General features: G+C 71.0%; 18 protein-coding genes and 1 pseudogene. 6 read left to right on the top strand and 13 right to left on the bottom strand.

What is annotated here, in order from left to right:
* Positions 1–86: 86 nt before the first annotated feature.
* Both AB0M93_RS02195 and AB0M93_RS02190 read right to left on the bottom strand, forming a co-directional pair.
* Positions 87–1,640, bottom strand: coding sequence for an alpha-L-arabinofuranosidase B (locus AB0M93_RS02195; protein WP_364267354.1), 1,554 nt, complete (start codon positions 1,638–1,640; stop codon positions 87–89).
* A 253-nt stretch (positions 1,641–1,893) separates the two neighbouring features.
* On the bottom strand, positions 1,894–2,226 hold the full coding sequence (locus tag AB0M93_RS02190) for a helix-turn-helix domain-containing protein (protein WP_364267351.1): 333 nt from the start codon (positions 2,224–2,226) through the stop codon (positions 1,894–1,896).
* A 787-nt stretch (positions 2,227–3,013) separates the two neighbouring features.
* On the opposite strand from AB0M93_RS02190, the gene AB0M93_RS02185 reads away from it, so the two are divergent.
* A complete protein-coding gene (locus tag AB0M93_RS02185) occupies positions 3,014–3,274 on the top strand; it encodes a hypothetical protein (protein WP_364267348.1) in 261 nt (86 codons plus the stop codon).
* A 149-nt stretch (positions 3,275–3,423) separates the two neighbouring features.
* Here the strand turns inward: AB0M93_RS02185 and AB0M93_RS02180 are convergent, their stop codons facing one another.
* Entirely contained in the window at positions 3,424–3,876 is a 453-nt protein-coding gene (locus tag AB0M93_RS02180; protein WP_364267345.1) for an ATP-binding protein, read from the bottom strand.
* Between the two features lie 320 nt (positions 3,877–4,196).
* On the opposite strand from AB0M93_RS02180, the gene AB0M93_RS02175 reads away from it, so the two are divergent.
* Positions 4,197–4,331, top strand: a complete 135-nt coding sequence (locus AB0M93_RS02175; RefSeq protein ID WP_364267342.1) for a hypothetical protein — start codon at positions 4,197–4,199, stop codon at positions 4,329–4,331.
* 6 nt (positions 4,332–4,337) lie between these two features.
* On the opposite strand, the gene AB0M93_RS02170 is transcribed toward AB0M93_RS02175, so the two are convergent.
* Positions 4,338–5,894, bottom strand: a complete 1,557-nt coding sequence (locus AB0M93_RS02170; RefSeq protein ID WP_364267339.1) for a Na+/H+ antiporter — start codon at positions 5,892–5,894, stop codon at positions 4,338–4,340.
* Between the two features lie 383 nt (positions 5,895–6,277).
* On the opposite strand from AB0M93_RS02170, the pseudogene AB0M93_RS02165 reads away from it, so the two are divergent.
* Positions 6,278–6,559, top strand: a pseudogene (locus tag AB0M93_RS02165) (LuxR C-terminal-related transcriptional regulator); the annotation flags it as partial.
* Between the two features lie 15 nt (positions 6,560–6,574).
* Here AB0M93_RS02165 and AB0M93_RS02160 read toward each other — a convergent pair.
* Positions 6,575–6,859, bottom strand: coding sequence for an isoamylase (locus AB0M93_RS02160; RefSeq protein WP_364267336.1), 285 nt, complete (start codon positions 6,857–6,859; stop codon positions 6,575–6,577).
* A gap of 218 nt (positions 6,860–7,077) precedes the next feature.
* A complete protein-coding gene (locus AB0M93_RS02155; RefSeq protein WP_364267334.1) occupies positions 7,078–7,296 on the bottom strand; it encodes an Lrp/AsnC ligand binding domain-containing protein in 219 nt (72 codons plus the stop codon).
* Positions 7,297–7,372: 76 nt separating this feature from the next.
* Between AB0M93_RS02155 and AB0M93_RS02150 the strand changes: the two genes are divergently transcribed.
* Positions 7,373–7,513, top strand: coding sequence for a hypothetical protein (locus AB0M93_RS02150; protein WP_364267331.1), 141 nt, complete (start codon positions 7,373–7,375; stop codon positions 7,511–7,513).
* Between the two features lie 21 nt (positions 7,514–7,534).
* Here AB0M93_RS02150 and AB0M93_RS02145 read toward each other — a convergent pair whose 3' ends face one another.
* Both AB0M93_RS02145 and AB0M93_RS02140 read right to left on the bottom strand, forming a co-directional pair.
* Positions 7,535–7,978, bottom strand: a complete 444-nt coding sequence (locus AB0M93_RS02145) for a hypothetical protein (protein ID WP_364267328.1) — start codon at positions 7,976–7,978, stop codon at positions 7,535–7,537.
* Between the two features lie 18 nt (positions 7,979–7,996).
* Positions 7,997–8,929 carry a 2-dehydropantoate 2-reductase gene (locus AB0M93_RS02140; protein WP_364267325.1) on the bottom strand — a complete coding sequence of 311 codons (933 nt, stop codon included), beginning with the start codon at positions 8,927–8,929 and terminating at the stop codon, positions 7,997–7,999.
* Between the two features lie 143 nt (positions 8,930–9,072).
* Here AB0M93_RS02140 and AB0M93_RS02135 point away from each other — a divergent pair, with 143 nt between their 5' ends.
* Positions 9,073–9,930, top strand: coding sequence for an MBL fold metallo-hydrolase (locus tag AB0M93_RS02135; RefSeq protein ID WP_364267322.1), 858 nt, complete (start codon positions 9,073–9,075; stop codon positions 9,928–9,930).
* A 12-nt stretch (positions 9,931–9,942) separates the two neighbouring features.
* Here the strand turns inward: AB0M93_RS02135 and AB0M93_RS02130 are convergent, their stop codons facing one another.
* From AB0M93_RS02130 to AB0M93_RS02110, 5 genes are all read right to left on the bottom strand, one after another.
* Positions 9,943–10,554 (bottom strand): CGNR zinc finger domain-containing protein, encoded by a 612-nt coding sequence (locus tag AB0M93_RS02130; protein WP_364267319.1) that lies wholly within the window; start codon positions 10,552–10,554, stop codon positions 9,943–9,945.
* A gap of 124 nt (positions 10,555–10,678) precedes the next feature.
* A complete protein-coding gene (locus AB0M93_RS02125) occupies positions 10,679–11,638 on the bottom strand; it encodes a glycine betaine ABC transporter substrate-binding protein (RefSeq protein WP_364267316.1) in 960 nt (319 codons plus the stop codon).
* 11 nt (positions 11,639–11,649) lie between these two features.
* Complete coding sequence (locus AB0M93_RS02120) at positions 11,650–14,037, bottom strand: ABC transporter permease subunit (protein ID WP_364267313.1); 2,388 nt, start codon at positions 14,035–14,037, stop codon at positions 11,650–11,652.
* Between the two features lie 427 nt (positions 14,038–14,464).
* The gene (locus tag AB0M93_RS02115; protein ID WP_364267310.1) at positions 14,465–14,788 is read right to left on the bottom strand and encodes a hypothetical protein; all 324 of its coding nucleotides are present in this window, start codon (positions 14,786–14,788) and stop codon (positions 14,465–14,467) included.
* A 153-nt stretch (positions 14,789–14,941) separates the two neighbouring features.
* Positions 14,942–16,162, bottom strand: coding sequence for an MFS transporter (locus AB0M93_RS02110; RefSeq protein WP_364267307.1), 1,221 nt, complete (start codon positions 16,160–16,162; stop codon positions 14,942–14,944).
* 79 nt (positions 16,163–16,241) lie between these two features.
* Here AB0M93_RS02110 and AB0M93_RS02105 point away from each other — a divergent pair, with 79 nt between their 5' ends.
* Positions 16,242–17,234, top strand: coding sequence for a DUF5937 family protein (locus tag AB0M93_RS02105; protein WP_364267304.1), 993 nt, complete (start codon positions 16,242–16,244; stop codon positions 17,232–17,234).
* Positions 17,235–17,254: the final 20 nt, after the last annotated feature.

Here is a 17,254-nt window from a genome sequence, read left to right as displayed (position 1 = left end):
GCGCCCGGGCGCGCGCTGAACCGGCTGGAAACGAGCACGGCCCCCCTGCGACGCTGCGGGGAAGCCGTGCCCGTGGTCGAGGGGGATCAGCCCCAGGGCGACGCGGCGAGCCAGCTGCTGTCCTCACGCCACAACGACGTGGTGTCCCAGGCGCTGGTGCCGCCGTCGCTCGCGATGTAGGCCGTCGAGCTGTAGTGGCGCAGGTACTTCGCCGGGAAGTTGGCCGACTGGAACGAATACCCGGCGCCGCTGTTCCCCGGTGTGGGGCAGAACGTGGCGTCGGCGGCGAACTGGCCGGTCCCGTCCTTCGGCTGGAGGTGGAGCTGGAACGCGTAGTGCCGGAGGTAGCTGCCCGCCGCGTCGGCCGCCTCGAAGGAAATGCAGCTGCCGTCGGCCAGGCCGGGCCGGACGATCCAGGTGGCGGCCCCCTTGTCCGTCGCCGTGCTGCTCGCGGTCACCGGCGCGATCACGACCTTGTCGTCACCGGTGTCGTGGCGCAGGAAGTCGCCTGTGCAGCAGGAAGTGGTGGCCTGCAGCGAGACCTTCGCCCCGGGCGTGAAGGGGGTGGTGCCGGTGGCGTAGCCCGCCGCGGCGATGTTGGCCTGGACCGCGGCATCGGTGGCGTCGGAGGGGTAGCCCTTGACCACGGCGCCTTCGTAGAAGGTGCCCGCGCTGGCGTTCCGGTTGGTCTGGCAGCAGTCGCCGCCGCTGCCGAGGATGATGGCCCCCTGCTTGTGCATCGGGTTGTAGCCACCGGGCAGCGCGCCGCCGTAGAACTTGGTCAGGCCGCCGGATTGCGCGTTGGCGCCTTGAAGGGCCATCTGCGTCGTACCGTTGTTCTTCAGCATCGCGGTGACGAAGTGGCTCGGCTGGGCGACCTGGCCGGGGTTCCACGTCGTGCTGCCGCCGGAGAACAGGCCGTTCTCCAGGTCCGCCTGCACCCACGGCCCGGTTCCGGCACAGCCGCCGAACCAGCATTCCGTGCCGAAGTTGATCGCGTCCATGGCGCCGTTGCCGTCGGCGCGGTGGTCGGTTTCGGTGTTGCCGTAGTCGAAGCAGCAGCCGTTGCTGACGTGCGTGCCGCTGGTGACGAGGTATTCGCCCTCGGGCGAGCTGCCGGTCGGGACACCCGAGCCGCCGGCGAAGTAACTGTTGCCGGGGTTGATGTACAGCGCGTACGCCTTGCGGCCCCCGACGGTCAGGGCCTCGGTGGTCGCGACCGCCGCGGTGTCCGCGCCGCCGGTTCCCCCGGGTCCCTGGTAGACCAGCGTGTTGCCCCCGGCGCCGGTCTGGTCGTAGACGCGGGTGATGGTGCACGTGGTGCCCGCGCAGAAGGTGTCCTGCGCCGCCGCGTCGGCGATGCCGCCGGCGGACAGCACCCCGATGTCCCGCACCGCGTTGTCCGAAGCCCGCTGCACCTGGTAGAGCGATCCGTTGTAGGCAGTGAACAACGCGCGGGTGGTGCTGTGCGCCGCGACGCACGGCGTGCCGCCCGCGGCGTAGATGTCGCAGGGTCCTTGCCCGGCGGCCTGCGAAGTGCCGCCGGCGGCGACCAGACCGGGCAAGACGAGCGCGACCACGGCCGAAGAGACAGTCACTCGGCGGCGCAGTCGGCGAAACACGGGCAGCGCAAGCACCATGAACTCCCTTGTTCATCGATGACGAATGTTAGCGCTAACAGTTCAGGCGGCTTGCGGCTCCCGTTCGATTTTCGGGTGGGAGTCACCACTATCGACGAACAGCGTGGGCACGTCAATACGCCAGTCGAGGCAGGAGCCCCTGTGTCCCCTTCGGACCCGCGCGGAGGCGACGAGACGGGCTGGACGTTTGAGGTAGCGGGAGGTCAGGTCGCAGACCGTCACTCCCGCTTCGAGGCCAGGCGGGGACGAAAGATCAGTCGCGGGTGCGGAGTTCGGAGTTGAGGCGCTGCGCTTCGTGGAGCTGGTCTTCGAGACTGACGATGCGACAGGCGGCGTCGATCGCGGTGCCCCGGTCGACCAGTTCCCGCACCCGGGCCGCCAGGCGCAGCTGCTGGCGCGAGTAGCGGCGGTGCCCGCCGGCGGAGCGCTGCGGTGTGATCAGCCCCGCTTCGTCGAGGCTGCGCAGAAAACCTTGCGTCGTGCCGAGCATGTCCGCGGCCCGCCCCATGGTGTAGGCCGGGTAGTGCTCGTCGTCGAACTTGTCGGCCGCATCCGGCGCGGCCGGTCCTGCTTGGTCAGGAATCATTCCACCTCCGCATCACAAAGGACCCCGGGTGCCGCGCGCGGCACCCGGGGTCCTCAAAGGGTTGGGTTTCACCATTGTCCACCGGCGCGACCGCCGGCTTCCTGCACCCGCGACCGGCCGAAAACCGGAACTCGCGGGGATCGCTCATACGTGACCGAGCACCACCTCCGAACTCGATGGAACTACGGCACCCGCGCGGCCCTGCTACCTTGCCGCTGCGGGCGATCCAATGATGCTCCCGATCCCTTCTCTCCTGTGTTTTCCACTTACTGGATACTGCTGTTCTTGCCGGTACTGCCACTTCACTTGCTGCGAACGCCACCGCTGGAACCCTTCCACTGATCGGTCCCAGCACGCTGACGCCGCTGGTCACTGCCCGGAGCCCCGTTCACCGATCGGCTCCGGCCACCTGACCGGTCCTGCCACTGCACTTGCAACACAACAACTACGGGTACTGCTGATCTTCACGGGTGCACGTGCTCCGCCCGCGTCCTGCACTACTTACTGCACCCAGCGGCCGGTACTACCTGGTCGATCCTTCTTCACAACCCGGCCGCCGGGTCACTGCTCCCGGTCACCAGCCGAAACCTTGTTCCGTGATCGGCTCCGCACTGCCTGACCGTCTTGTCTCACCTCGCGGGTAGTTACGTCCTCTCCCGCGCCTGCTTGACGTTGTCTCTCTCGGTACGAGAAGAACACTACACACACCCGCCGTTGAATGTCTACTCCGGCCGACATAGATTTTCTGGGGCGTGTCGCGCTGACAATCGGAAAGAGGGAGATGACCGTGAGTGACGAGGTCGTCCAGGAGCCGCTCGAGCAGCGCTACGGCTTGGCCGAGGTCGCCGACCTCTCCGAGTACGCCGAGGCGCTGACGCGGTTGCTGGAGCGAGGACGGCGGGAGCGGTGCGTGGCGGTGGTGTCGGAGGCCGAGGCGTACGCGGCGGCGGAGCTGCTCGGGCAGTTCGCGCAGCTCGATCCGCACGCGGCGTTGAACCGCCTGGCCGGGTCCCTGGCCAGCCGGCTCTACAGCCGCCTCGGCGCCTGACCTCCGGACGCGGGCGCGACGGCCGAGCCGAACGCGACCGGCAGGCGGACCCAGGTACACCGGTCCGGGCAGCGTGGGCCGGGAGGCCACGGCGGGATCGCTCGCGGCGGTCACCACGGTCCGGGTCGCGCTCGGGGCGGAGAGCCGCCTCAGGAACCGGCCATCGCCGCGCACGGGACCGCGTCGATCCCGTCGCAGGACACTTCGGCCCACACCGTCTTGCTGCCGCCCGGGTGCTCGCGCACTCCCCAGGTGCGGGCGAGCTTGGCCACGATGTGCATGCCGCGGCCGCCGGGGCGTTCGAGCGACGGCGTGGCGAGCACGGGATGGTCCGGGCAGCTGTCGTCGACTTCGATCCGTACCCGGCACGAGCTCGGGGTGTGACTCATCCGGACCTGCAGCGGGCCGTCGCCGTGGTCGTAGGCGTTGGTCACCAGCTCCGTGGCCACCAGGAGCACGTCCCCCAGATGGGCGTCATCGACCCGGGCCAGCGCCCGAGACGCCCAGCGACGGACCTCGACCAGCGCCGGCGTGCTCGTCCCGCGCAGATCCATCGACCACGACGGCGGCGCCGGGTCCGGGTCGCTCCTGGCCTCGGGCATGACGAACCCACCCTTCCCGGCTCCGCGCCCTCACTGCTGAAGACGTCGGCTCTCCGGCGATACCCCGGCAGCGGCAAAGTCAACCATCTCCATCCGGCCTAGCGAGGGATCCCCCGATCGGTGTGATTTTTTCGGACAGCTGGGTAGTCAGGTGTCCAGTTCCGGAGTTTCGGCGCGCAGGAGCCCCGGGATCAGGCTTCGCCGGTCCAGACCGGAGGCCGGCGAAGCCGCCCCACCTGCACCAGATCCGGGGTCAAGACGCCGTCAAGGTCCCGTCGGGGACCTCGTCAGGCCGGGCTCACCGGGTCCATCCTCATCCGATGAGCGATCTGTGGTGGGCGCTGCTGCTGATGGGCGGCTTCGCGCTGGTGGCCGTCCTCCTCCGCGTCGCCGGCCGGTGGCTCGAAACCCACGACGACGATCCCGCCGCCCGCCGGGTGCCGCCGCCGCGGTGAACCCGCTCAGTCCTCCAGTCCCGCGTGCTCCAGGTCGAGCAGCCGCTGGATGCGCCTGCGGGTGCCATCGGTGATCTCGCCCGCCTCGAACAGGCGAGTGAGCTCGGCCGTCTCGATGTCGATCAGCTCGCGCTTCAGGGCGCGGAAGTCGATTCCGCGCACCCAGTCCGCGGCCTCCTCGCCGGTGTCGCCGCGGATGTGGTCGAGCCGGGCCTGCCAGCCGGCCCGCAGCTGGTCGACGACGAACGCCGGCGCGGACTCGGTCTCGGCCAGGTGGTCCAGGTGGGACAGCCCGGCCTCGGCCAGCTTGCGACGCGCGGTGCCGTACTCGGTGCGCAGGTCGGCGGGGTCGAGGGCGATCCCGGCCCGGCGGACCAGCGGGGCGAGGGTGAAGCCCTGGACCACGAGGGTCAGCACGATCACGGCCGTCGTCAGCAGCAGCACGAGGTCGCGCGCGGGCAGCTCGGAACCGTCCATCGTGGCCACCGGCAGGGACAGTGCCGCCGCCAGCGGCACCACGCCCCGCGCGCCCGCCCAGGACACGACGGCGGGCACCTGCCAGGAGATGCGGCCGTCCTGCCGCCGTTGCCGCAGTGCCGAGAGCACGAACACCAGCAGCAGCCGCGCGAGCACCAGCGTCGCCGCGATGGCCAGCGCCTGCAGCAGCCACCACGGGCCGCCGCCGGCCACCCGGCGCACCAGGGCGGGCAGCTGCAGGCCGATCAGGCCGAACACGACGCTCTCCAGCAGGAACACCACGGTCTGGTACACCGCGCCGACCTGCAGCCGGATCCGCGCCGTCGTCAGCCGCTCGGCCTGGGTCCCGAGAATCACGCTCGCCACCACGACCGCCGTCACGCCCGACCCGCCGACCGACTCGGCGACGACGTACCCGGCATAGGGCGTGACCAGGGAGATCACCGTCTCCAGGACCGGGTCTTCGGTGCGCCGCCGGATCAGGAACGCACCGAGGGCCGTCAGCACCCCGACCGCCACCCCGCCACCGGCGAGCACGGCGAATTCCCCCACCGTCCGGCCCCAGGACGCGGCCCCGCCGGCGACGGCCAGGAACAGCGCCACCCGGAACAGCAGCAGGCTGGTGGCGTCGTTGAACAGGCTTTCGGCCTGGATCAGCGCCTGCACCCGCGGCGGCAGCGCGAGCCGCCGCGCGAGCGCCGTCACCGCGACCGGGTCGGTGCTGGCCAGCACCGCACCCAGCACGAAGGCCATCCCCACCGGCAGCGGCGTGACCGCGACCGCGATCCCGATCACCGCCGCGGCCGACAGCAGCACCAGCCCGACCGACAGCACCGCGACCGGCCGTCCGACCGCGCGCAGGTCCCGCCACGGCAGCTCCTCCCCGGCGGCGAACAGCAGCGGGGGCAGCACGACCAGGCTGATCACGTCCGGGGTCACCTGCACCGCGGGAACGCCGGGCAGCAGCCCGACCACCACGCCGACGACGACCAGCAACGACGGCGCGGGCACCCGCAGCCGCCGGGCGAACGTAGCCACCACGGTCGCCACGATCACCAGGAACAGGACGGTTTCCACCCCGCGCATCAGCCGGTCCTCCGATCCGAATCCGGATGCCGACCAGACTTCCCGGCGCGCCGCGCTCAGCCTACGCGACACGCCCGCACAACCGTGTCCACGACCGGCGTACCCCACTCGCCTCGACCGGGGAGTCTCACCGCGAAGACGAGCCTACTGAGCTGCGGCGCGTCCTTCTTCAGGATCGCCCCGTGGTTGCTCGGACCTTCGCGCTCATCTTGACGTCCGGGTTGCGCACCGGTTCGCGGAGGATCGGCTACCCGTCGAGGTACGTGTCGTAGACCGCGACCCAGACGTCCGAATCGGACAAGTCGCCGGCGATCCGGTCCCCGGCGGCGGTGAGGGTCACCAGCACCTCACCGCACAGCCGCCCGTCCCAGGTGCCCGTCGCCGTGACCCGGAACCTGATCGGGCGCTTCGCCGCCCGCATCCGGCCGGCCGCCACCGAGCCGGACGGCCGGGCGCTGGCCGTCCTGTCACCCCGGGAGCGCGAGGTGCTGCGGTTGATCGCGGCCGGCTTGGCGAACACGGAGATCGCCGAGTAATCGGGGCTGGGCTTCGAAACGGTGAAGACCTACGTCTCCAACATCCTGACCAAACTGGACCTGCGGGACCGCGTCCAAGCGGTCGTGTTCGCCTACCGGACCAGCTTGGCCACGAGTGCCGAGCCGTGATCCCGCCGGCGGCTGCTACGTCGGTGGGTCGGCGATCCGGCCGAGCACGTCCGGATCGTCGGGGTCGTCGAACCAGTAGCCGTTTTCCCCGAGGTAGCGGAACTGGACGGCGACGCCGGCGGCCACCTCGACACTGACGGAGCGGCGTCCGATGGTGCGGGGTTGCAGGTCGTGCAGGCCGGGGGTCCAGTCGTTGAACGAACCCACCACGCTGACGCGGCCGGGCGGCTCGTCGGTGGGCAGGCTGAAGACGATGCGTTTCGCGCCGCTTCCGTCGCGGCCGCGGCAAATCCTGATCACTCCGCAGTAGCCCTCTCAGTGTGTCTGTCGGAGTCCGGGCGCTCGACGCTGAGCGCAACCATGATGCCATCCCGCCGGCGCCGATCACCCCCCGCCGACACCGTGATCACCCGATCGATCGCGCGCCGCCGCGACGCGGTATCACCTCGCCTGCGCGTGTTCCGCCGCGTTCCCCGCTGCCGACATCCGGACGGGTGAACGCCCTCTTGGCCCAGAGGTCACATCGGCAGCGGGCGGTCGCCGACGACGCTCTTCATGACCAGGGTCGTGCTCAGGCGCTGGACGCCGGGCAGGGTGGCGAGGCGGTCGTCGTAGAGCCGCTGGAACGCGGCCAAGTCCTGCGCGACGACGCGCAACAGGTAGTCCGGGTCGCCGAACAGCCGTTGCGCCTGGACCACGTGCTCGATCGCCTCGACGGCCTGCTCGAACGCGGCCACGGGTGCCGCGATCGGACTCGCGCATGGTGACGAAGACCAGGCAGTCGAACCCGAGGCCGAGCGCTATCGCGTCGAGGTGGGCCCGGTAGCCGGCGATCGCGCCGGACCGCTCCAGGGCCCGAAAACCCAGCGGCGCAAGGCCTTCAGCGAATGGCTGGACACGGCGCGGGAGATGACCGGCCACGGGATCGGCGACTACGCCCGCCGCGAGAACTGACGCCGCGGCGGCGCGTGGCCGTCAGGGCAGCTCGGCGGCGACCTTGGCCTCGTCCGCGGACAGGAAGTACCGGCCGTATGCGGTGTCCTTGAAGTGCTCGTGCATCAGCCGCGACCACAGGATCACCGACGCCAGCGGCCGGTGGCTGATCACGATCCCGCTGGTCTGTCCGGCCGGGTTGCGCCGGACCACCACGACGTTGCCGATCGGCCGGTCGTCGGCGAACCGTGCCGCGTAGTCCTCGGCGAACCCGTTCTCGCCGTACTCGCCCTTGAAGATGAACTCCTGGTAGCCGTACAGCGTGCGGGCGAACCTCAGAATGTCGCGCACCGCCTGCGGGCCGCGCACGATCCCGTTCATCACCGACGCCTCCATCGTCACGTCGTCGGCCAGGTTGCGCAGCCACTCCGGGAAGTACTCCCGGTCGTGCGTCCGCTCGTCTCCGCTACCCAGGTACGTCGTCATCGCCACTTCCTCCTCGAATCACACGCCGGTGCCCTGCGCCCGGTTCTGGTGCACCCGCAGGTTCAGCGTGGCCAGCTCGAGCAGCGGGACGCCGATCCCGAGCGCGTCCGCCCGCGCCACCAGGTCGCCGAAGACGTGCTCGACCTCGGTGGGCCGGCCGGCGGACAGGTCCCGGTACATCGACGGGACGTACGGCGACCCCGGCTGGGTCACCACCGCACGCAGCTCGGCGAGCGCGTCCCCGGCCAGCGGGTGCCCGGCTGCCGCCGAGACGGCGGCCGCCTCGGCCACCACGGCGGCGGCGAACTCCGGACCGCCCGGCACCGCGGCGATCTCGCCCACCGAGCCTCGCATGAGGACAGTGACCGCCGTGACGGCGGCGATGAAGACCCACTTGTGCCACATGTCGTCCACGATGCGCCCGGACGTGGCGAAGTCGAACGCGGCCGGGGCGAAGGCGCCGGCCAGCAGCCGCAACCGCTCGGTGTCCTGACCGCTCTGCTCACCGATCACCATCGACGCCGGCGGCGCGAGCCGGCGGATGTCGCCGTTGCCGTCGACCACTGTCACCACCTTCACCACCCCGCCGAGCACGCGCTCGGGGCCGAACCGCCGGTTGAGCGCGTCCAGGTGCGCGATGCCGTTGAGGAACGGGATGACGGCGGTCCGCTCGCCGACGGCCGGTGCCAGGTCGTCCATCGCGGCCGCCAGGCCGGCCGCCTTGACCGACAGCAGCACCGCGTCGTGGCTGCCGCCGACCTCGTCCGCGGTGATCAGCCGGGGGTGCAGCACCTCCTCGTGCTCCGGTCCGATGATCCGCAGGCCCCTGCTGCGCAGGACGTCCCGTCGCCGGGGCCGGACCAGGAAGGTGACCTCGTTCCCGGCCGCCGCCAGGCGGGCGCCGAAGAAGGCGCCGGTCGCGCCCGCGCCGACTACCAGTACTCGTGCCATCCCGCATCCTCCGCGCCTGCCGGTGTTCCGCTGCTCCGGCACCATCGTTGTAGCACAGACCTTGACATAACCAAAAGCTCTTTGGCTATGTTTGTCTTCAGTGACACGTCGCCCGCGTGTCGGCGAACCCTGATGGAGTTGCGATGGCACAGCACGAACTGCGGTACGAGGTGCACGTCTCGGGGATGGAACCGCTGGCGACGCCGTCGCCCCTGCAGTCGCCGAGGGGCGAGGCGCCGCACTGGTCCGCGGTGTCGAGCACGCTCGTCTACGGTGACACCGAGGCGGTCCTGGTCGATCCCGGGATGACCATCGCCCAGGGCGAGCACGTCGCCGAGTGGGTGAAGGGCTTCGGCCGGCGGTTGTCCGCGGTGTACCTCACGCACGACCACGGCGACCACTGGTACGCCACGACCACGCTGCTCGAGCACTTCCCGGACACGCCGGTGTACTCGACCGAGGGCGTCATCGCCGGGATGCGCCGAGGGAGTCCCGACGGTCAGCCGACCGCCCTGTTCGCGGGCATCTTCCCGGGGAAGCTCTCGGACACCCCGGTCGTGGCCCGACCGGTGCCGGACGGTGGGTTGAGCGTCGACGGGTACGCCCTGCACCCGATCGAGGTCGGCCACAGCGACACGGACGACACGACGATCCTGCACGTCCCGGCCATCGGCCTGGTGATCGCGGGTGACGTCATCTACAACAACGTGCACCAGTTCGTCGGCGAGTCGGCGGACGGCGGTCTCGACTCCTGGCTCGCGGCCATCGACGTCGTCGAGTCGCTGTCGCCGTCGGCCGTGGTGGCCGGCCACAAGGACGCGACGCGCGGGGACGACCCGTCGATCACCGCCGAGACGCGCGAGTACCTCGAGGTGGTGCGCTCGATCCTCGACGGCACGCCTTCCCGGGCCGAGTTCCACGACAAGGTGCTCGCCCGTTTCCCCGGCCGGGTGAACCCGACCACGGTGTGGCTCTCGGCGCTCCGCCGGATCGAGGCCTAGACCGGCCGTTGCTCAGGTTGCGCTTCGCCGGGCCCGGGAAGCTCGCAGGTTGGGCAGGTTTCCGCACATCTGCGTGTTGTGCCAGACCCGGATGCGGTTCGGGGATCCGTCGTAGAAGCAGGCGCCGCACTCCGGAGCGGAACACGTCTTGAGCCGCGTCAGGGTCCCTGCCGCGCGAGCCAGCAGCAGTTCCGCCGTCGCCAGGCCCGCAACCTGCTGCCACCCCGACGCCGAAGTGCCGTAGCCGAGTTGTCCGTCCGCGTGAAAGGTGACCCCGATGTCGAAGGTCGACACGGCGCCCGGCTCCCGGAGTGCGGGTGCTTCGATGTGGGCCGCGTGAGCGCGCAGCGCCTGCCGGAGCTGCTCCCGGAAGGCACCCAGCGCTTCCAGGTCCGCTCGCCGCACGGTTCGGGCGGCGACGTGCTGGCCGGTGACCGCGGACCACTCCGCGAGCGCCCGGGACAGCCATTCGTTGGCGGTGCCCGGTTTGGCGAGCAGGTCCTGCTCGGGGTCACCCTGGTGACCACTCAGCGACGTGTTGACGAGGCTCTGCACGAGCCGGAGACCGCCGGGTGCCGGTTCCAGCCCGAACCGGCCGACCTCGACTTCACGTCGCCGCGTCATCTTCCCCTCCCCCTCCTCGTGGATGGCAACGACTCCAACGGTGCCGACGTCGCACCATGCTGACGTAACCTGATGGGCTTTGGTTACGTGAGCATAGTGCACCGGCCGGTGACGGAACCGCGGCTCAGCTGACGAAGCCTGCCGCCCTGAGCCAGTCGCGGGCCACCGTGGCCGGCTTCTGGCCGTCCACGCTCACCTTCTTGTTCAGATCCGTGAGCGTGGCCGTGTCGAGCTTGGCCGCGATCGGGGTGAACACCTGCTCCAGCTGCGGGTACTTCTGCGCGATGCCCGCGGCGATCGAGATGGCCGGGTTGTACGTCGGGAAGAAGTGCTTGTCGTCCTCCAGCACCACGAGGTGCTGGCCCGCCACGCGCCCGTCGGTGGAGGCGACTTCGCCGAAGCCGCAGATCTCCCCTTTGCCGACGGTCGGGTAGACGACCGCGTCGTTGAGCAGGTGCTCCTGCGCGCCGGGCAGGTCGAAGCCGTAGGTCTTCTCCAGGCCCGGGAATCCGTCGTCGCGGCTCTTGAACTCCGGGCCGATGCACGTCGACGCGGCCGCCGGGTCCCGCTTCACCAGCGCCGCGTAGTCCGACAGCGTCTTGACCCCGGTGCGGGCGATCGCCGCCGGGTGGCCGGCCAGGGCGTAGGTGTCGTTGGCCGGCGAGCGGGCCCACCACGTGACGCCGTTGGCGGCGTCGGCCCGCTTGACCGCGTCGTACTGCGCCTGCGCGTCCGCGATCGGCTGGGTCTGGTGGAGGTAGCTGATCCAGGCGGTCCCGGTGTATTCCCAGTACAGGTCGACCGCGCCGCTGGTGAGGGCCTGGCGGACGTTGCTCGAGCCGGTGATGTTGGTCTTGTCCTGCGGGTTCGCCCCGGCTGCCTGCAACGCGACCAGCGCGATCTGGCCGAGCAGCAGCTGCTCGTCGAACTCCTTGGAGCTGACGCGGATCTGCGCGCCGCTCAGCGCGTCGATCTTCTTGATGGATCCCGCGCCCACCTGGGCGCCGGTCTGGTCCTTGCCGATCGTGCACCCCGCGGCCAGCACCGCGACGAGCGTGAGAACAGCGGCTGTCGTGCGTCGCATGGGTCGTCCTCCTAGGGTTGCGTTCCGCGCGGGTGCAGGACCTCCTCGGCGAGCAGGCCCAGCCAGTCGGCGAAGAGCGCCAGCGCGGCGACGACGATGCCGAAGGTCAGGCTCAGGATCGGGCGGTACAGCCCGATCCCGGCGACGAGGCCGCCGCCGAGACCACCGCCGTCGATGAACGTCGCCAGCGTCGCGCTCGCGACGGTGAGCACCAGCGCCGTCCGGACGCCGGCGAGGATCACCGGCACGGCCAGCGGCAGTTCGATCCGCCACAGGATCGCCGTCTTCGTCATGCCCATGCCCCGCGCGGCGTCGACGAGCGTCGGGTCGACGCCGTCCAGCCCGACCATCGTGTTGCGCAGCACGGGCAGGGTCGCGTAGACGACCAGTGCCGTCACCGCCGTCGCGGTGCCCGTGCCGATCCAGAGCGCGAGCAGGACGACCAGCCCGATCGACGGGATCGCCTGGCCGAGGTTGCCCAGGCCCAGGCCGATCGGCCGGGCCCACCGGGCGCCGGCGCGGGTGAGCAGGACGCCGAGCGGGAGGGCGACGGCGAGGGTGCACACCGTCGAGAGCAGCGTGAGCCGCAGGTGCGCGCCCAGCTCGGCGAAGATCTCGCCGGCGTTGAGGTAGCGCTGTTCGATCGAGTCGATCGGCTGCGCGCGCACGAGCAGGAAGAGCGCCAGCAGGGCGAGGGCGAGCAGCACCGGCCGGATCAGCAGCCCGAGCCGGCGCCGGCGCGCCCGGGTGGGTGACGGCACCGGCGTTTCCGGCGGCGGCTCCGGAACGACCGGCGGGGGCGGTTCGCCGTCGGGCCGCAGCGCCTCGACCAGCCGGGGCACGTCGCACACGCCCAGCGCGCGGCCGCCGTCCCCGGTCACGACGACCGCGGTGCGGCCGGTGCGCACCATCGTGTCCAGCGCGTCCCGCAGGGTGGCCTCGCGCGGGATCGCCGGCAGGCCGTCCGCCACCGGCCCCAGAGCGAGATCGGTCACCGGGATCAGCGCGAGCCGCTTGAGGTTCCGCTGCGAGCCGGTGAAGGCCGCGACGTAGTCGTCGGCCGGCGCGGCGAGGATGGCCTGCGGCGTGTCGTACTGCGCGACGACCGAACGCGGCCGCAGCACGGCGATCCGGTCGCCGAGTTTGAGCGCCTCGTCGAAGTCGTGGGTGACGAACACGATCGTCTTGCGCACTTCCCGCTGCAGCCGGAGGAACTCGTCCTGCAGCCGGGCGCGCGTGATCGGGTCGGTGAAGCCGAACGGCTCGTCCATCAGCATGACCGGCGGGTCCGCGGCCATCGCCCGCGCCACGCCGACGCGCTGCTGCTGGCCACCGGAGAGCTCGTGCGGGTACCGGTCGCCGTGCTCGCGGGTCAGGCCGACGACGTCGAGCAGCTCGCGCACGCGCCCGGCGATGCGGCGCCGGGGCCAGCGGAGCAGCCGGGGCACGACGCCGATGTTGGCGTCCACCCGCAGGTGCGGGAAGAGCCCGACCTGCTGGATGACGTACCCGGTGTGCCGCCGGTGTTCGTCGGTGTTCAGCGCCGACACGTCGGTGCCCCCGACCGTGACGGCCCCCGACGTCGGCTCCACGAGCCGGTTGATCATCCGCATGGTCGTCGTCTTGCCGCACCCCGACGGGCCGGTCAGCACGACGATCTCGCCGGCGGGGATCCGCAGCGTGAGGTGCTCGACCGCGGGAGCGGCCTGCCCGGGGTAGTGCTTGCTGACGGCCCGCAGCTCGATCGTCTCGCCGGCGGTGCCGATCGCCGGTGCCGCCGGAGCCGCATCGAGGTGTCCCCGGCGGCGGCGCCGGGCGGTCAGCTTGCCGGCGACGACGAAGGCCAGGTCGAACAGCAGCGCCAGCAGCACGATCCCGAACGTTCCGGTCAGCACCTGGTTCAAGGAGTTCACCGACCCGAACCGGCCGAGGCCGTCGAAGATCTCGTTGCCCAGGCCGGGGCCCTTGACGTACGCGCCGATGGCGGCGATCCCGATCGTGACCTGCGTCGACACCCGGATGCCGGACAGGATGACCGGCCACGCCAGCGGCAGCCGCACCCGCCACAGCAGCCGCACGCGGCCGAACCCCATCCCGCGGGCCGCGTCGACCACCGCCGGGTCGACCCCGCGCAGCCCGACGATGGTGTTCCGCGTGATCGGCAGAAGCGCGTAGAGCACCAACGCGACCAGGACGTTCGTCAGCCCCAGCCCGAACGGGCCGATCAGGATGCCGAGCAGCGCGATCGACGGGACGGTGAGGAACGCGGCGGTCGTCGTGGTCGCGATCGAGCCGAGCCACCGCCGCCGGTAGGTGAGCATCCCGAGCGTCATGCCGATGAGAACGGCCAGCGCCACCGCCGCACAGGTGAGGTCGACGTGGAGGATCGCGTCGTTCACGACGTCGATCCAGTTCTCGCGGAGGTACTCCGACAGGCTCAGTGCCGCGCTCCTCGACGTCGCCGGGCAGGAACCAACCGCCGCTCGGGCTCCGGCCAGCCTACTGCGGTCCGGCCGGCGGTGCGCCGGCTTTGCTGCAGCCCATGCCGGAAGAACGAGCGGGGCCAAGGCCGGAGAGCAGGGCCGCAGCGGCCCTTCGGCGGCTTGGGCCGAGCTCATTCCGGCGTGCGTGAGTCTTCCGGCGAGTTCGCCGCTCCATCCGGTGAACGCTTCGGCCGCCACCGCGCGCAGGCCGCGCTGGTCGGCAATGGCCGCCCGCCGTCGACGGTGACCGCCGCGACTGCACAGCCGCCGGCAAGCCGCCGGGGAAACCCACGCCGCAGGGGTCACTCTGGCTGGTCGGTTTCGCCCTGTTCGGCCTCACCCCTCAGTCGGGAGTGTCCCACGCGACCAGTTCCGCATGCGGCGCCGACCGCGGACAGGCGCGATACGACCAGATGTTCGGCTGCACCCACGGGCCGAAGTACCAGTTCCCGTCCGAACACAGAACCCCCACCCGCTGGGCCTTGTCGTAACAGATGCTGGACCCGACGTCGCCGGACGAATAGCGGTCCAGCCATTCCTGACAGTTTTCGACCTGCCGGCCCGGTTGCGCGTTCGCCACCGGCGCCGCAGCCGAGAAACCTCCCACTGCCAGGGAAATGGTCGTCGCAACACCGAGCGCCCAGGCAATTCGCACCGTTTTTGCCATGATCTTTCTCCCATCGTTGTATTTGATTCTTGACGTGGCGTAGCACCCATTACGTTGCAGAATCGCGACCACAGCCGCCGGTTCTCATGATGCTGTTCGGTCGCATGCTGTGGCCAGGTCACGGACCGGCCACCTGTGGCCGGTCGGGCGTGTTCACGGCACATCCTGACGCGGCAACGACGGCACCAGGAGAAACAGAACCAACAACGTCCCGGTGCCGGCGAGAACGAAGGTGGTACGGACGCCGACCACACCGACGAGGAAACTGCCCAGACCGTAAGCAACCCCGGCTCCCAGCTGGGCTGCCGTGCCGATGGTGCCGAACACCCGGCCGAGGAACGGGCGGGGCACGAAGTCCTGCACGACCGTGTCGTACCCGATGTTCTCCACGGCATTGCCGGCGCCCGCCAGCAGCTGTGCCGCGACGACCACCACGAGGAACGGGGCCAGTCCGTTGACGATCGTGCCGGCGCCGGTGGCCGCCACGGCGACGATGAGCAGGGCGATCGGCCTGCGTCCGCGGGTCAGCCGGGTACACGCAAGCGAGGCCAGGACCATTCCGGCGCCGAACGCACTGGCCGCGACGCCGTACCCGGCCGGGCCCGCGTGGATCACGTCGCCGGTGAGGAAAACCAGCGCCACGTTGTCCACCGCGGCGAACGCGACGAGCAGGAAGAGACTCAGCACCAGCACCGAGATCTGGCGGTTCGCCACCACATACCGCAACCCTTCCCCCGCTTCGGCCCACACTCCCGTGCGCGCGCCAGGGTCCCGGGCCGGTGCGATGGCCGGAAGTCCCCTCAGCAGCAAGGCGGAAGCGATGAACGTGACCGCATCGACGGCCAGCGCGGTGCGGGCGCCGCCGGGTGCTGCTGCCAGCATGCCTCCCAAGCCCGGCCCGACGGTGAGCGTGAGGGTTCGGCCCAGCCCCAAGAGGGCGTTGGCCGGGGCGCGGTCGACCGCGTCGACCAGGACCGGGACCAGGCTGCGGCCGGCCGGGTTCCGGATGGTCGCCAGGATCCCGGCGACCGCCACGAGTCCGGTCAGTACCGGCAAGGGTGGCAGCGTGATCGCCGTCAGCCCGATCACCAGCGCCGAGGCCAGTTCGCACCGCATCATCAACCGGCGTGTCCGGACCCGGTCGGCGAGGACTCCGGCCAGCGGTCCGCCGAGCCGGGGCAGCGCGTTCGCCGACAACAGCAAACCCACCCCCGTGGGACCGTCTCGCGGGGCGACGAGCAGGACGAGCGCGGTCGTGGTGATCCCGTCACCGAGGAACGACACCGCCCGCGACGCGCACAACGACCGGAACGCGGGGTTGGCGGCGAGGAGGCGGGTCCCGGACACCGGGGCCGCGGGCGATGGTTCGGCCATGAGCACGAGAGTGCGGAAAAGGGGCCCGGATCGCCGGGATTCGGTGCCGGCCGAATCCTCGGGTAGCGTTTTTCGCGAAATGACTCTCGTGCTGAGGTTCGGCCGCGGGGACGCCGCCCGGTGCCGGTTCGCGATCTCGCCGCTGCAGGAAACGATGTCGGCCCTCCTGGTGCTCAAGAAGCCGGGGCGCCACGGCTGGTACCTGCCGTGGCTGCGCGATGTCCGGCCCGTCGTCGCCCGGCTCGATCTGGGACTGCTCGACGCCGCCGCCCCGAGCAACGGGTACGGGCCGGACTTCCTGTGGCCGAGCCCGACCGGCGCGCGCACCACCATCGAGGACGACCTCGCCCAGGTCCGGGCCACCGATCCCGCCACCGTCGCCGCCGAACTCGCCGAGCACGCTCGTCGTGTCGATCGCCGAGCCCTGCGCGACGATCTCCGCCGCGTCCTCACCGGCGACCCCGTCATCGCCAGGGACACCTTGGTCACCCAGCAGCGGCTGGCCTGGCAGGCGCTGGTCGAGCCACTGTGGGACCGGATCCGCGGCCTGCTCGACGCCGACATCACGACCCGGGCACGGCAGCTGGCCGACGGCGGCCTGGCGGGACTGTTCGCCGACCTGCACCGGCGAGCGACCTGGAAGAACGAAGAGCTGCACCTCACGGGCTTCCGGCACGGCACGGTGGATCTGCGCGGCCGCGGCCTCGTTCTCGTGCCGACGGCCTTCGGGTGGCCGAACCTCGGGATCGGGCCCACCGACGGCACCTCCGTCGTGCCTCCCGCGCTGGTTTACCCGATGCTCGGCGCGGCACGGCTGTGGGAACCGGCCACGCGATCACCCGCCATCGCGCGGCTCCTCGGCGCCGGCCGCGCCTCCGTGCTGGCCGAGACCCTCGTCCCGAGTACGACCAGCAGCCTGGCCGATCGAGTCGGCCTCGCTCCGGCAACGGTCTCCGAGCACCTCACGGTGCTTCGCGAGGCCGGCCTGGTCACCGCCACACGACGCGGTCGTGAAGTGCTCTACCGCCACACACCGCTCGCGGCAGCACTCCTCCACCCGGATCCGTCATGATCGACTAAGGCATTTCAGGG

It is taken from the genome of Amycolatopsis sp. NPDC051102 (assembly GCF_040682815.1).
Taxonomy (GTDB): domain Bacteria; phylum Actinomycetota; class Actinomycetes; order Mycobacteriales; family Pseudonocardiaceae; genus Amycolatopsis.
This window is presented reverse-complemented; position numbering and strand designations above follow the sequence as displayed.

Coding starts and splice junctions, on each gene's coding strand:
- AB0M93_RS02195 (WP_364267354.1), bottom strand. CDS start 1,640: ATGGTGCTTGCGCTGCCCGTGTTTCGCCGACTGCGCCGCCGAGTGACT.
- AB0M93_RS02190 (WP_364267351.1), bottom strand. CDS start 2,226: ATGATTCCTGACCAAGCAGGACCGGCCGCGCCGGATGCGGCCGACAAG.
- AB0M93_RS02180 (WP_364267345.1), bottom strand. CDS start 3,876: ATGCCCGAGGCCAGGAGCGACCCGGACCCGGCGCCGCCGTCGTGGTCG.
- AB0M93_RS02175 (WP_364267342.1), top strand. CDS start 4,197: ATGAGCGATCTGTGGTGGGCGCTGCTGCTGATGGGCGGCTTCGCGCTG.
- AB0M93_RS02170 (WP_364267339.1), bottom strand. CDS start 5,894: ATGCGCGGGGTGGAAACCGTCCTGTTCCTGGTGATCGTGGCGACCGTG.
- AB0M93_RS02145 (WP_364267328.1), bottom strand. CDS start 7,978: ATGACGACGTACCTGGGTAGCGGAGACGAGCGGACGCACGACCGGGAG.
- AB0M93_RS02140 (WP_364267325.1), bottom strand. CDS start 8,929: ATGGCACGAGTACTGGTAGTCGGCGCGGGCGCGACCGGCGCCTTCTTC.
- AB0M93_RS02135 (WP_364267322.1), top strand. CDS start 9,073: ATGGCACAGCACGAACTGCGGTACGAGGTGCACGTCTCGGGGATGGAA.
- AB0M93_RS02130 (WP_364267319.1), bottom strand. CDS start 10,554: ATGACGCGGCGACGTGAAGTCGAGGTCGGCCGGTTCGGGCTGGAACCG.
- AB0M93_RS02125 (WP_364267316.1), bottom strand. CDS start 11,638: ATGCGACGCACGACAGCCGCTGTTCTCACGCTCGTCGCGGTGCTGGCC.
- AB0M93_RS02115 (WP_364267310.1), bottom strand. CDS start 14,788: ATGGCAAAAACGGTGCGAATTGCCTGGGCGCTCGGTGTTGCGACGACC.
- AB0M93_RS02110 (WP_364267307.1), bottom strand. CDS start 16,162: ATGGCCGAACCATCGCCCGCGGCCCCGGTGTCCGGGACCCGCCTCCTC.
- AB0M93_RS02105 (WP_364267304.1), top strand. CDS start 16,242: ATGACTCTCGTGCTGAGGTTCGGCCGCGGGGACGCCGCCCGGTGCCGG.